This window comes from Mesorhizobium sp. L103C119B0, from assembly GCF_000502235.1.
Lineage (GTDB): Bacteria > Pseudomonadota > Alphaproteobacteria > Rhizobiales > Rhizobiaceae > Mesorhizobium.
Genome location: NZ_AYXE01000006.1, coordinates 128877 through 142449, shown reverse-complemented (window position 1 = coordinate 142449; position 13573 = coordinate 128877). Strand labels below are relative to the sequence as shown.

Below are 13573 nucleotides of genomic sequence, written 5' to 3'. Positions count from 1 at the left end.
CTTTCAGCATTTTGGGATATCAAACGTTCTGCAGTGCGAAATCTGGACACGGATTTCGAAGAAGCCTCTATTTGGCGTCGAGCAAAGGGTAGAGCAATGGCTGGGCACAGATACGGCGGACCTTGGTCCGAAATCAAGGTTGCAGCGGTCGAATACTATCTCCAATGCTATACGGCTGCATTGACACCAAAGGCGATGGAGCTTTGGTATTTTGACGCTTTCGCGGGATCGGGTGACAGAGAAGAAGAGCGTCAGACTGGCGGGCTGCTAGATGGCAAACCTTATGAAACTATAATCGAAACGACAGACGGATCGGCGCGCAAGGCTTTAAAGATTGATCCGCCGTTCAAGCACTACGTCTTCATGGAGACCGATGGAGTGCGATTGAACGCGCTGACTGAGCTGAAGGTAACTTATCCGTCGAAGGACATCCGTATCCACCCAGGCGATGCGAACGAAGAGCTTGCCAAAGTCGTCTCGCAGCAGCCATGGACAAGGAAGGCTAAGAGTTTCCATAGGGGGGTGGTATTTTTGGACCCATTCTCCCTGCAGGTCGAATGGAAAACACTAAAGGCGCTCGCCGCAACGGAAGCACTGGACGTCTGGTATCTCTTTCCTATTCGAGATGTTACGCGGCAGCTTGCGCACAAAATCTCGGGGATAGGGCCGAAGGCTAAACGATTGGATCTGGTGCTTGGTCCAGAGTGGCGAGAACTGTACACTATGCCGCCTACGCCCACGACGACACAGTTGGACATCTTTGGCAGTGCGCCACCAGACGAACTGGCTCGCGTCGGTCAGTGGCGGGACATAGAGGCTTGGTTTAAGCGCCGCCTCGAAGGCGAATTCGCCTACGTTTCGGATCCCGTTCCAATTCTTAAGAGCAAGGGACGACAAACGTTCTCTCTGTTCCTTGGAGTCGGAAATCGGAAGGAAGCTGCTACGAGATTAGCTAAGCATTTTTCCAGTCATGTTAGAAAGAACTTTGCGGTTGAGTAGGCATCTCGTCGTAGGTTTGGCCGTTGAGCATCCTGCCCGCTGCCTTCTTATTTTTACCACCCCATTGCTTGAAGAAAAATGCTGTTCCCGCCCCACGGCAAGCTGTCTCAATCTCCTCGACCCAGACAGGATCCATGAATCGGGAATTCGGACCGCTTTCTCCACCCACAATTGCCCAGTCAATGTCCTTCAGGTTTGCCCTAGCAACACTCCCGATCAACGGTTCGAACGAGATGAACCGAACAGTTGCAGGAACCTTTCGCAACTCATCAATGCGGTAGAGGACACGGCTGTCCTCGACGCTGGTCCCAAGCCACACGTTGGCCAGCTTGGCGAGATCCGGAACGATTTCGATCATTCGGTCGGGGCGCTTCGTAAGGATCTGATAGGTGTGCCGGGGTGTGTCCGCCATAACCCGCCACACATCGGCAATGAAGTCAGCTGGTACGTCGGAGTGGAACAAATCTGACATCGAATTGACGAACACGCGGCGCGATTTCGACCATGTCTCGGGGATCGTCAACGCCTTCCGATCCAGATAGATCTTTCCCGTCCATTTGGATCTGCCTGCCGACTTGCGGGTCAAGCCGGTATATTTTTCTTGGCCCATCGCCTCGAGCCGCGCAGCCATGCGCATCGCGTAGCAGTTGGTACACCCTGCAGTCAGTACCGTGCAGCCTGCCACCGGGTTCCAAGTCGCGTCGGTCCACTCGATAGATGTCTCGGCCATAGGAATTTTCTCCCTTTGTCATCCGGATAGTGGACTTTTAAGCTTACGCCAAGATGAAGGTACTACTTACCACATGGGTACGCTCTCTGCGTTCAATGCATCAGCAATCGCTTTCAGGCAATGTGGCGGGCCGGCGGGAGGCCGAATAGGGCCAGCCGGGGCGACAACGAGGCGCCACCACATTGCAGCGCCTCACGCGGAGCCGAGCCGTTGGTCTCGGCCGATCTCGCTGCCGCCGCCGATCTTCTGGAGCGAGGCATTCTTGCCGCGGAAGACGAACAGATGACCCGAGAAGGGACACTTATTCAGATGCTCCTGGATCAGCGTAGCCAGCCCATCAGGACCTTTGTGCATGTCGGTGTGGCCCCATGCAAGATGCAGTTTCACACGCGCCGGAACGACGATCATGATGCCTTCTCCTTGCTTGCCAGGTGCCGCTTGACAATTCGAGACTAAAAGCCGACCGACCGCTTCCGGCCCAGATCTGCCTAGGGAAATCGTTTCCCCGCTGCGATCTGGCCCAGATCTGCCTAGGGAAATCGTTTCCCCGCTGCGATCGGTTGGGTCGACGCCAGCGACCGGGCCGGGGTGGGGAGCGGATGGCAGTTTCGGGCGGAGGGTCAGAGAAAGCGGCCATTTCACATGGCGGCCGCGTTGCGACGGTAACAGGCTCGAATCTTCCATTGAAACGGCGCGAATCCGAATCGACTTTCACGACAAAGACGACGTAGCCTAAGGCTATCGTGGCTGAGGCACGTATGGCGAAAATCGTTCTGTCCGATCGAGAAGTTGGGCTCATTAAGGGGCTGATTCATCACCGGTCGTTGAATGACCAGCAGGTGCTGGCGATCTTCAGCTTTCTTGACCGCAATTTCAACCATCGTGAGATTGGGGCAATCCGAAAGGGGAAAAAGGCTCGTTATGTGGGCATTCCGGCTAGCTCGGTACCTGAAGTGGATGAACTACTTTATCAGTATTCCAAGCTCGCAGCGCTAGCGGAGAAGCTCGGCTTTTATCCGACGACACACACTGAGGCTCAGGTTCGCAAAGCGGTGGAAATCGTCAAGACCGCAGTCCTCGTCTACAATAACAATATCCTTTCCACACGCACCGAAACATTTATCGTCCTCTCGATCATCGCGTGGACCTACCTCCTGCACGCTCGGCTGATCAGAGAGGGCGTCACCCCGGTGTTTAAGAATGCTGATGGGACATCGGTTTTGGTCGATGGCCAGGAAAAGCTTTGGGAACTGAGCTACTGCATTGAGCGGCCGGAGGGGGGACTTTCAGCAGGCGAGAAAGCCAATCTGAAATATTTAATCGCGATCCGCAACGCGATTGAGCATCGTTCCGCCGAAGATATCAACGATGCGCTTCAGGGCAAGATACAGGCGAATGTGCTTAACTTTCTCAAGTACGCGAAGGAGAAGTTTGGCACCAAGTACGACTTCTCGAACGAATTGGGGTTTGCCATTCAGCTTCAGGCGCTGACGCTGCAAGCTGCGAACGCTCTGAAAGGGGCGGCCCCCGTCGCCAAATCTGTTGCGGCTGTAAACTTGCTTCTCGAAGGACCGATGACGCAGGCCGAATTTAATGACCCAGCCTACTCGTTCCGCGTCTACGTCGTGCCGAAGGTCGTCAATAACGTGAAGAAGGCGGACCAAGCCGTGATCTTCAGTCCCGTCGGCTCGGATGTCGAAGTAGCAATCAAGCTCGTTGAGCGGCCAAAGTACCGGATGACGGAAGCAATCAAGAAGCTGTTGGACGATCACGGACTCACCGTCTCCAGCTACGAGTTCCAGCAGGCGTGGAGGCTCAACGACCTGAAGAATCCAGCCAAGGGTCTGTCGGTCCAACTCGGCGGACAGTGGTTCTGGTATCAGGAAGGCATCGACAAGATCAGGGACATCCTATCCGCATAAGTGTTGGCGAATGACGGCCGCGTCGGCTCGAAACTTCAATGGGGTCAGTTCGCCATCGGACCCGCTAAAGCGGAACTGCGCGTGCTGAACCAACGGCAGGTTTCCAGCGCTCAGCAATTCAAGAATGACGGCAACGGGGCCGCAAGCCGTCGTTGAAATAATCCTGTATTCAACGGCAGCCATTCGATCCTCGGCGCCAGGAGCAGACCGTCCGTTGTCGGCCCCAAAACAGGACGTTCGGTACGCCGACTCCTGATGTCGGCTTCGATGCGCAATTCGGTACGGATGCGCGATCAGGCAGGCAACGAGCTTTGCACGATCGACGTCGCCGAGGCCGAAGCCGCCCGGCAGGCCAACGACAACACGCCGCTTTAGGCAAATGGCAATTGCGGGACAGGGGAGTTCGTGACCGCAGCTCGCTGCCTGTTCCACGGTACCTAGGCGAAGCCACCGCTCACGTCTGTGTCGATACGCCAGCCCTAATTCAATTAGATCGTCGCCGGTCGGAACTTTTGTGATGTTGAGCCCTTGTCCATTGAACAGTGGAGGTACCAATGGCTAACCTCGGAAAATTGGCGATCGCGATGCTCGGCGTCTTGGCATACCAAAATCGCGACAAGATCGGCGACATGATCCGTGGAGCGGGTGATCGCAACCCAAATGATCCGCAAGGCGGGATTCTGGATCAGCTTTCAAAAGGCGTTTCGGGGACCGCGCTTGGCGATATTCTCGATCGGTTCAGAGGGGCAGGCGCCGGATCGAAGGTCGATTCGTGGGTAGGCACCGGGCCGAACGAGCCGATCCAGCCAAGCGAGGTNCCTTGCTCGACGACGTGCCATCGCACAGGACGCAAGCGAATTCAGGCGGTCAAAGCGATATCTAAGGTGACGGCTATCCATCAGGGAGAGATACTAAATCGTACTGGCGCGCGAGTTGGCATGATCGGGCAGGGCGGTCACGGTGGTCATACAGCAAACGTACTTGCCGAGTTGGATCTATTGGCCGCGCTACTCGATTCCCGCTGGCGCATTCCAGGCACATCAATTCGTTTTGGACTGGATGCGCTCGTAGGTCTGGTTCCCGTACTCGGAGATGCGGCGACGGGCATTGTCTCGGCCTACATCGTCTTGCGAGCTCGAAACGTCGGTGCCGNCAAGCGAATTCAGGCGGTCAAAGCGATATCTAAGGTGACGGCTATCCATCAGGGAGAGATACTAAATCGTACTGGAGCGCGCGAGTTGGCATGATCGGGCAGGGCGGTCACGGTGGTCATACAGTAAACGTACTTGCCGAGTTGGATCTATTGGCCGCGCTACTCGATTCCCGCTGGCGCATTCCAGGCACATCAATTCGTTTTGGACTGGATGCGCTCGTAGGTCTGGTCCCCGTACTCGGAGATGCGGCGACGGGCATTGTCTCGGCCTACATCGTCTTGCGAGCTCGAAACGTCGGTGCCGGAAACGGCTTGGTCGCCCGCATGCTAGGCAACGTGCTGCTGGATACGCTCGTAGGAAGTGTTCCAATTCTCGGCTCGATCTTCGACGTCTATTTTAAGGCGAACAATCGCAACATCAGACTGCTGCGCCGTCACATCAACAGGTGAGGCGGATAACCAATCGTCGCGATGCAATTCTTCTAAAAGGCTCGGAACCGACAGGGGCGCTGGGGCTTGAGTCGCGATTCCTGGAGTCGCGAGCATATGACCAGTGCCATTGACCGGCTTTCGTTCATCGAGTTCCAATCGCCCACACTGGTCGAGAAAGCTCCCGAAGGTGGAGATTGGCTTCACGAGATCAAATATGACGGCTACAGGACGCAGCTGGTCGTTGAAGGCGGAAAGGCGCGAGCATTCACGCGTCGCGGCTACGATTGGTCCCACCGTTACAAGAGGATTGTTCAGGTCGCGGCAAGCCTGCCGGTCAAATCCGCTATCATCGATGGTGAAGCTGTCGTCCTGGGCGACACCGGCCTGCCGGACTATCAAGCCCTGGAACGTGAGCTGGGCAACCCAAGTTCACTGCGGATGACTCTCTACGCTTTCGACCTCCTGTACCTCGATGGCCGTGATCTACGGGAACAACCGTTAGTGAAGCGCAAGGCTGCGCTGAAGAAGCTGCTGACCGAAACCGAGCCAACCCTGACTTATGCCGAGCATCTGGAGGTGAACGGCAAGGATATGTTCGACCATGCCTGCCGGATGGGCATAGAGGGAATCGTATCCAAGCGAGCGGATGCTCACTACCGCTCGGGCGTCCAGACCAGTTGGGTCAAGGTCAAATGTGTCAAGAGCGACACTTTTCCAATCGTGGCTTTCGTCGAGAAACTTGGCGCGCAGCCACGCCGCATCGCATCGTTGTACATCGGCAGGCGAGAGGGCGACCGGCTGCTTTATGCCGGGAAGGCCCAGACCGGCTATACGCTGGACGCAGCCCGGCGCGTTAGGGAACGGCTTAATCCGCTCGTAGTCGCCAAGTCACCGCTGTCGGAGCCGATCAAAAAGCCCAAGGCAACATGGGTCAAACCAGACGTTCTCGCCGAGGTGCAATTCAGTGGCGTGTCGGACCGGGGCATCTTGCGTGAGGCGGTCTTCAAGGGACTCCGCGAGGACCTTCAGGCAATCCCGCCCAAGCCTCCATCGCCGTCCAAGCGGAGGTCGGAAGGCCAACACGGCGTCCCGCGCGAGAACATTCTCCAGCTGCTACCCGATGCGGTTGCACCTTCCAAGGAAGAGCTGGCAGACTATTGGCGGCGGGTCGCTGATCAAGCTCTAGTTCATCTGGTTCGGCGACCGCTGAAGATGGTCCGCCACGCCTCCGGCGCAACCTTCTATCACAAGGGACCGCTACCTCGGATACCGGCGTCCGTGCACCAGCTCCGCGTTCAAAAGCGCGAAGGCGGCGAAGGCATTCGGGTATGGATAGATGACATGGATGGTCTGCTTGGCTTGGTCGAGATGGATGCCGTTGAGCTTCATCCTTGGAACGCGACGATTGACGACATCGAACATGCGGACCGGCTCGTCCTCGACCTCGATCCCGGAGAAGGCGTCCCATGGGACGCTGTGATCGAGGCCACGCTGGCGCTACGGGGCATCTTGGAAGCGGCAGGCTTGGAGAGCTGGCCAAAGGTCACTGGCGGCAAAGGCATCCACTTGATGGCACCGCTCGTTGCGAAGATGACCCATGACAGCGCCCGGAAACTGGCCAAGTCGCTCGCCCACCGTCTGGTTGATACCGATCCTGACCGATACCTGTTGTCAGCTGACCCCGCAGCCCGAGGAGGCCGGATCTTTCTCGACTACCTGCGCAACGGACGGGGCAATACCGCAATAGGCGCTTTTTCCCCGCGAGCGCGGCCCGGCTTCCCAATTGCCCACCCGGTCACATGGAAGCAAGTCGAGGCGGGCATCCGGCCAGACGTTTTCACGTTCGCGCAGCCTTTCAGACCCGCTCGTCGAAAAGCCGCGTGATGCGTCGCGACCATCAGCCGATATCAGCCCGTTTTCTTGCCTCGCGTTCGGCTTCCCTTCGATGAGATGGGAGCGGTTCCTGGCGTAGCCGCCACGAAGAATGTAGTCGAGCCCGCTAACTCCAGTTGCGATCGCTGAGGCGTCGTCTCTGTCCAACTAATCCCCCAATGTAATTTCGAGAACCAGATAACGACGGGCACCTTTGGCGGTTCCACGTCTCTCGGTGAGCGCTCTTGTCGTGAGACTCACGAAAAGGTGACAGGAAACGCGGCAAAAACGTACTCTCGGAGCCCTTTTTCAAGTTCAGTTTGGAACCGGCGACCTACCAGCCTTGCCGGCCATACCAGTCATCGATGTCGCGCTGAGCGCGGTCCTTCTCAATGCCGTAGCGCTCCTGAATCTTGCCTTCCAGCTGATCGCGGTGATACAGCGCGACATTGAGGGCGCCAGCGAACCAGCTCGAAACCGGTCGAGCTAGTAGCCGGGCCGGGTCAATCCGAGACAATTTCGTAGTGAAGAAGCTGGGCTTCGTCGAGTGCCGACTTCACTCCAGGCGAGATGACGCCGGAGCCGAAGAGGACAATATCTTCACGGCGTACGAATACTTCATGGCCGAGTCCCATGGAAACAAATGTGCCCGAAGAGCTTCGTTCGAGAAGCCGAGCTCTGCCATTCAATATGGTGAAGGCGGCGTGGCGCCTCGATACCCAGGGCCGCTCGACGATGATATCGCATTCCGCCGATCTGCCGATTGTCACGGATTCGCCGTTTCGACAGGATCGCAGCTGATCTCTGTAGCGGATGACCAGATGAATCTGCCGCGGCAGGACCGAGCGTCTATCTGTAGTGGCGCCATGGCTGGTGATCTGCGTACCGGGGGCCCCATCGTCGCTCCACAGGGTATAGACATCGAAGAACTCTTGCTTCCCTTTCAAGGCCATTTTGTCGAGGAGCCGCAGGCCCTTGCGGCTTCTCGGGGAAAGGGCTTCGCAGAAGCTCTGGCTGATCAGCACCTCTCCGGGGTTCGCCGTGGTGGACAACCTTGCGGTGACATTGACAACGTCACCGAATATCGCGCCCCGCGCGCGAATGACCGCCCCGAAATGCAATCCGATACGGGCGCTCAACGGCCCTTTAGTCAGTTGATGGGTAATTTGGCAGACGGCCCTCAGCGCCATTTCCGGGCTCTCGAAGAGGCTGAGTATGTCATCGCCTTTCGAGTAAATGAAATCACCACGGTGCTTGGCGACAATCTCGCGCATTGTGTCCAGGCAATCCGAGACCTGCTGTAGAGCGGCATCGTCTCCGATCCGCTCATACAGCGGCGTGCTGCCCACGACATCAGCTAAGAGGACTGCGGCAAGAAGCGTCTCCTGATCCATCGATCTCGTGTCCGACCCGAAAACTCAGCGTGCGTGTGTAACACACGAGGTCGCCTGCAACATATCTGCTCGAGCGCCTTTGATCGGGGCGATGCTTCAGGTGATCGTGGCGGACGGACGGGCGTATGCCATTCGTCGGCTTCGTGCCGGCGACATCCAGAACCGTCTTCGCCCCAATCGTTCGCGACCTCGGTGCTATGAGTGGACTTGGTCTTTTTAGGTTCGGAAAGGCTGACCGAGGTGCAACGGGCGACGGCCTTCTCATGCACCATCAACCACGACCCGATCTCGTCCCTCCGACTTCGCACGGAATAGTGCCAGATCGGCGGCTTTGACGAGATCATTCGGGCTCTCGTTCGTATTTGTGACCGGTGGCGACGCCAACGCTGTGCTTTGCGATAAGATCACGGATCCATTGATCAGATTTCAGGTATATTCTCTTTGAAGATGACCTGAAGTCGTGGTTGATGCGGTTCATAGTTCAGGTGCCTGACGGAGTGGCTTAAAATGTTGAGCGCTTCCCGCGCCTCGACGCGCGGATTTTGATCTATGACCGCATCGAGCGTCCCATCCAACAAAAGTTCCTTGGTGCCGTCTGTCACCTCGTGGCCGAGAAAGAGAATGTCTTTGGCGCGTCCACGCTCCTTGAGCGCCCGAGCGATGCCGGTGTTGCCGGCGCCGACATTGTAGATCGCGGCAAGATCGGGGTGCCGGTCCAGAAGCGCTGATGCTTCCGAATAAGCCTTCTCTCGGTCATCCAGCATTTCGCGCATCTCGACGATCTTGAGATTGGGCGACTCCTCGGTCAAGATGTGCCGGAATCCCATCTCGCGTTCCTCATGGCCGCGATAGGACAGCGAGCCGGCGAACAGCGCCACCTTGCTTGGGCGTTCCGATCCCATGAAGCGGTTAAGCAGATAGCCGGCCAGCCGCCCCGCGGCGCGGTTGTCTATGCCGATATAGGCCACTCTCGGAACATGCAGGATGTCGGAGGCGATGGTCACCACCTTGACGTCATTGGCTGACAGCGAGCGGATCGCCTCGCGCACCGTTGGATGATCCAGCGCGATCACGCCGACGCCTTGTGTCTGTCCACGCAATTCTTGCAGCAGGCGGGCGAGCCGGTCGGGGTTGAAGCCCTCTATGGTGGCGATGTGGACGTCGAGATCGGGGCGCGCTAGGGCCTGCGCTTCGATGTGTCGATGCAGCATCTTGATGAAGGAATTGGTGCCGGCCGGCAGAGCGAAGTCGAGACGGATGACCTCTCCAGGTGAGGGCCTGGGCGGCGCTCCGTTCGGGCCCTCCGCGATGTAGCCGAGGCGCTGCGCCATTTCGAGCACGATCTCACGCGTGCGCGCCCGCACACCGGGCCTGTTGTTCAGCACGCGGTCGACGGTGGCGGCGGAAACGCCGGCTTCCCGGGCTATGTCAGTCAAGGTCGAACGCACCGTCTTCATCTCCTCAATGCATCAGATCGCACAATGCCGCTAGCCCGTCCGACGGCCACAGCTGCCAGCCATCAGCGATTCTGATGGGAAATGATGTATCGAGCCTTAGCCGATGCGCAAGGAGGTTGGGCTAAATCGCGTCGCCCGGCGTGATAGTCGCGTGCCAGAAAGGCAGATTTCCCATCAAATCGAGGCATTGAGCCCGTGTGTCGACCTTTGCATGACGTATTTTCTCCGCGGTTGCGGTGTTACGATGTATTTTGAGTATTTATGATGTTGACAGCCTTCCGGTGCTGCCGTCAATATCCCTCAATGGGCTCGTGGAGGAAACATCGGCCCTGAGGGAGGAATTCCAATGTCTGATCTGATCCGCATATCGCGACGCGGCTTGTTGGCGTCCGGAGGAAAGGCCGCGGCGTTCGTGGCTGCGGCCGGTATCGCACCGCAATTCATCCGTCCCGGCCGTGCCGTTGCGGCCGACGCGCTGGCGCCAGGCATGGTCGGCGGCCCCACCGGTTTCGAGGGCGCAGAGCGCTATCAATATGGCGCCGACACGCCGGAAGGCCGTGCCGTTGAGGCGGCCAAGGCCTTGAGGGGAGCTGGCAAGGCACCGGCCAAGATCGTGCTTGGCCTGTCGGATGGCTCGATTGGCCAACTCACACAGCCTTTCCCTGCGGGTGCGCCGTCGATCAAGGAGCTGTGGGAAAAGGAGACCGGCATCCAGATCGAGATCGTCGGCCTGCCGAACGGCCAGGAATTCACCAAGACGATGCAGGACATCTCCACCAAGGGTGGGGCCTATGACATCTACTCGACGGAATGGAACCGCCTCGGCGACCTTGCCGAGACCGGCGGCATCGCCAAGCTCGACGACTTCGTCGCCCAGTACAAGCCCGAATGGGACGATCCCAAGACCGGCTATGTCGACGGCGCCAAGGGCGTGTCGCTGCTCAACAAATATCGCGGGTCCAACTATGGCGTGTCGCTGGACGGCGACTTCCAGACCTGGGTCTACCGCACCGACCTGTTCGGCGACGCTGCCGAGCAGAAGGCGTTCAAGGACAAATTCGGCTACGATCTGGCGCCGCCGAAGACCTGGAAGCAGCACAGTGACATCGCGGGCTTCTTCCAGCGGCCCGACAAGGGCCTGTTCGGCTCCACCGACCTGCGCAACCAGGGCTGGGGCTACACCAACTGGTATCAGCGCTATGTCTCGATGGCATCGCCCAACCAGTTCCTGTTCGGCGACGACGGCAAGCCGCTGATCAATTCCGAGCACGGCATTGCCGCCACCAACGAATATGTCGGCTCGCTGGTTCATCACTCGCCGGACGCGATCTCCTGGGGCTGGCCGGAGCAGTATGGAAATTTCGCCAAGGGCGGCGCGGCGATGACCTGCGCCTTCTCGAACCTGCCGAAATTCCTCGACAATGCCGGCAACAAAGATTCTGCCGTCACCGGCAAGATCGGCTCGATGCTGCCGCCCGGCCGCGAAGTCGACGGCAAGCTGATCAGCCGTTCCGTGCTGTGGTTCTCGCTGACCGGCATGGTCTCGTCGCAGTCGAAAAACCAGGAGGTCGCCTACCTTTTGCTGCAGTGGCTGGGCTCCGCCCGCATCTATGCGCAAGATCCTGTTTGGCGAGCGCGACATGGCCGGCGTGCCCATGGCCCGCCGCGGCGTCGGCTTCGTTTTCCAGAACTACGCCATCTTCACCCACATGACGGTGCGCCAGAACCTTGCCTATGGGCCGCGGATGCGCGGTGCGGCGAAAGCTGAGATCGACCGCCGCGTCGGCGCCACCGCCGAGCTGCTGCAGTTGACGCCGCTGCTCGACCGCAAGGCCGACCGGCTCTCGGTCAACATCCTGCAGCGGGTGGCGATCGGGCGCTCGGCAATCATGGAGCCGGCGATCTTTCTGCTCGACGAGCCGCTGTCCAATGTCGACGCCGCCTTCCGGGCGGTGATGCGGACCGAGCTCAAGCAGCTGCAGCGCCAGTTCAGGCAGACGATGGTCTACGTCACCCATGACCAGCTCGAGGCCATGACCATGGCCGACCGCATTGCCGTCATGGATCACGGCGTGCTGCAGCAGGTGGGAACGCCGCTGGAAGTCTACAACAATCCGGCCAACGTCTTCGTCGCACGCTTCATCGGCGCCCCGGGCATGAACCTGCTGAGGGGGAGGCCGGCGGAGAGCGATCGGGGCCTGGTGGTCGATCTCGGGCCGCTGGGGGTCACGCCGACGCTGCCGGATGAGCTGGCCGCCACCTTGCGCGGATCGCGCTCCGAGGTGCTTTACGGCTTCCGGCCCGAACAGGTGTCGCTGGTGCAGAGCGGGCAGGGCCTCGCCATGCGGGTGAGCTTCGTCGAGCGGATCGGCGCGAGGACCGTCGTCCATCTCGGCGATGGCGAGACCGCCGTGAAGGCGGTGTTCGACAATAATGTCGGACTGTCGATCGGCGAGCTTGCCGTCGTCGCCCCCGTGGCATCGTCCGTGCGTGTCTTCGATGCCCGCAGCGGCATTGCGATGAAGGCAGGTTGACGTGGCCGATATCGTCTTTCGCAATGTCAGCAAGCGCTACGGCACGACGCTCGCCGTCGACGACGCCTCGTTCACCGTCAATGACAACGAATTCTTCTGCTTCTTCGGGCCGCCGCTGGCGGGCAAATCGACAATCCTGCGCCTCGTGCTCGGGCTGGAGACGCCTGATGCCGGAGAGATCCTGATCGGCGGCAAACCGGTCAACACCGTCTCGCCGGCCGAGCGCAATGTCGCCATGGTGTTCCAGAACCTGGCGCTGTTCCCCCATATGAGCGCGCGCGACAATGTGCGTTTCCCGCTGGTCGAGCGCAAGGTCGCCGAGGCCCAGATCGAGAAGCGTGTCGCCGACGTGGCCGCCAAGCTCCACATCGGCCATATCCTGCATAAGCCGCCGGCGCAGCTTTCCGGTGGCGAGCGGCAGCGCGTGGCCATAGCCCGCGCCCTGGTGCGCGACCCGAACGCCTATCTGATGGACGACCCGATCTCTGCGCTCGATGCGCGGCTGCGCGAGGAAACGCGCGTCGAGCTCAAGCGCATCCAGCGCGAACTCGGCAAGACGCTGATCTACGTCACCCATGACCAGGAAGAGGCGATGTCGATCGCCGACCGCATCGCCATTCTGGAGAATGGCAGGATCCGGCAGATCGGCGCCCCGTCCGAGATCTACGACCGCCCGGCGAACACCTATGTGGCGCGACTGCTTGGTTCGCCTGTCATGAACATCCTCAAATCCGTGCGCGGCGACGGTGGCATCGAGGCCGCCGAAGGCGCGGTCAGCATCGACGATCGCGCTGCTCCGGCCGACGCGATCGAAATCGGGCTGAGGCCGGAGGACATCAAGGTCCGGCCCTGGGTCGACGGGGGCGTTGGCCGCCCGGCACGCGTGTTCGAGGTCGAGCCGCTTGGCGGCTACACGGTGGTAACGCTCGCCGCCGGAGAGGCGCGGCTGAAGGCGCTGCTGCGCGGCCAGCCCGACATCAGGCCGGATGCCGTGGTAGCGATATCCTGCGAGCCGGCCCGGGTGCATTATTTCGGGCAGGACGGAGGCGCGTTGGCGAGATGATCGCGGCTGCGAAAACA

General features: G+C 59.4%; 12 protein-coding genes and 2 pseudogenes. 8 read left to right on the top strand and 6 right to left on the bottom strand.

What is annotated here, in order from left to right:
• Nucleotides 1-96: 96 nt before the first annotated feature.
• Nucleotides 97-999: a three-Cys-motif partner protein TcmP gene (gene tcmP / locus X728_RS155220; RefSeq protein WP_023831337.1), complete on the top strand. Its 903-nt coding sequence runs from the start codon at nucleotides 97-99 to the stop codon at nucleotides 997-999.
• Here tcmP and X728_RS155225 read toward each other — a convergent pair.
• Nucleotides 974-1729: a DUF5131 family protein gene (locus X728_RS155225; RefSeq protein ID WP_023831336.1), complete on the bottom strand. Its 756-nt coding sequence runs from the start codon at nucleotides 1727-1729 to the stop codon at nucleotides 974-976. The genes tcmP and X728_RS155225 overlap by 26 nt on opposite strands.
• Nucleotides 1730-1921: 192 nt before the next feature.
• Nucleotides 1922-2137, bottom strand: coding sequence for an IS66 family insertion sequence element accessory protein TnpB (tnpB, locus tag X728_RS1000000170265; RefSeq protein ID WP_023831335.1), 216 nt, complete (start codon nucleotides 2135-2137; stop codon nucleotides 1922-1924).
• Nucleotides 2138-2487: 350 nt separating this feature from the next.
• On the opposite strand from tnpB, the gene X728_RS155230 reads away from it, so the two are divergent.
• The 4 genes from X728_RS155230 (at nucleotide 2488) to ligD (ending at nucleotide 7120) form a co-directional block, all read left to right on the top strand.
• Nucleotides 2488-3651 (top strand): DUF3644 domain-containing protein, encoded by a 1164-nt coding sequence (locus X728_RS155230; RefSeq protein WP_023831334.1) that lies wholly within the window; start codon nucleotides 2488-2490, stop codon nucleotides 3649-3651.
• A 554-nt stretch (nucleotides 3652-4205) separates the two neighbouring features.
• Complete coding sequence (locus X728_RS1000000171530; RefSeq protein ID WP_023831332.1) at nucleotides 4206-4898, top strand: DUF4112 domain-containing protein; 693 nt, start codon at nucleotides 4206-4208, stop codon at nucleotides 4896-4898.
• Nucleotides 4895-5254, top strand: coding sequence for a DUF4112 domain-containing protein (locus X728_RS155235; protein ID WP_050589886.1), 360 nt, complete (start codon nucleotides 4895-4897; stop codon nucleotides 5252-5254). The genes X728_RS1000000171530 and X728_RS155235 overlap by 4 nt, the downstream gene beginning before the upstream one ends.
• A 96-nt stretch (nucleotides 5255-5350) precedes the next feature.
• The gene (gene ligD / locus X728_RS155240; protein ID WP_023831330.1) at nucleotides 5351-7120 is read left to right on the top strand and encodes a DNA ligase D; all 1770 of its coding nucleotides are present in this window, start codon (nucleotides 5351-5353) and stop codon (nucleotides 7118-7120) included.
• Between the two features lie 42 nt (nucleotides 7121-7162).
• Here ligD and X728_RS1000000171525 read toward each other — a convergent pair.
• The 4 genes and pseudogenes from X728_RS1000000171525 to X728_RS155250 all read right to left on the bottom strand — a co-directional run.
• A pseudogene (locus X728_RS1000000171525) lies at nucleotides 7163-7276 on the bottom strand (circadian clock protein kaiC); the annotation flags it as partial.
• A 166-nt stretch (nucleotides 7277-7442) separates the two neighbouring features.
• Nucleotides 7443-7544, bottom strand: a pseudogene (locus X728_RS1000000171520) (CsbD family protein); the annotation flags it as partial.
• Nucleotides 7545-7611: 67 nt separating this feature from the next.
• Nucleotides 7612-8502, bottom strand: a complete 891-nt coding sequence (locus X728_RS155245) for an adenylate/guanylate cyclase domain-containing protein (protein ID WP_023705650.1) — start codon at nucleotides 8500-8502, stop codon at nucleotides 7612-7614.
• 419 nt (nucleotides 8503-8921) lie between these two features.
• Nucleotides 8922-9950 carry a LacI family DNA-binding transcriptional regulator gene (locus tag X728_RS155250; protein WP_023669472.1) on the bottom strand — a complete coding sequence of 343 codons (1029 nt, stop codon included), beginning with the start codon at nucleotides 9948-9950 and terminating at the stop codon, nucleotides 8922-8924.
• 355 nt (nucleotides 9951-10305) lie between these two features.
• Here X728_RS155250 and X728_RS155255 point away from each other — a divergent pair, with 355 nt between their 5' ends.
• Genes X728_RS155255 through X728_RS155265 form a run of 3 tightly spaced genes read left to right on the top strand, consistent with a single transcriptional unit; the run spans nucleotide 10306 to nucleotide 13556 of the window.
• Nucleotides 10306-11727 carry an extracellular solute-binding protein gene (locus X728_RS155255; protein WP_023831328.1) on the top strand — a complete coding sequence of 474 codons (1422 nt, stop codon included), beginning with the start codon at nucleotides 10306-10308 and terminating at the stop codon, nucleotides 11725-11727.
• Nucleotides 11609-12493: an ABC transporter ATP-binding protein gene (locus X728_RS155260; RefSeq protein WP_245266135.1), complete on the top strand. Its 885-nt coding sequence runs from the start codon at nucleotides 11609-11611 to the stop codon at nucleotides 12491-12493. Before X728_RS155255 ends, X728_RS155260 begins: the two co-directional genes overlap by 119 nt.
• A gap of 1 nt (nucleotide 12494) precedes the next feature.
• The gene (locus X728_RS155265) at nucleotides 12495-13556 is read left to right on the top strand and encodes an ABC transporter ATP-binding protein (protein ID WP_023831326.1); all 1062 of its coding nucleotides are present in this window, start codon (nucleotides 12495-12497) and stop codon (nucleotides 13554-13556) included.
• Nucleotides 13557-13573: the final 17 nt, after the last annotated feature.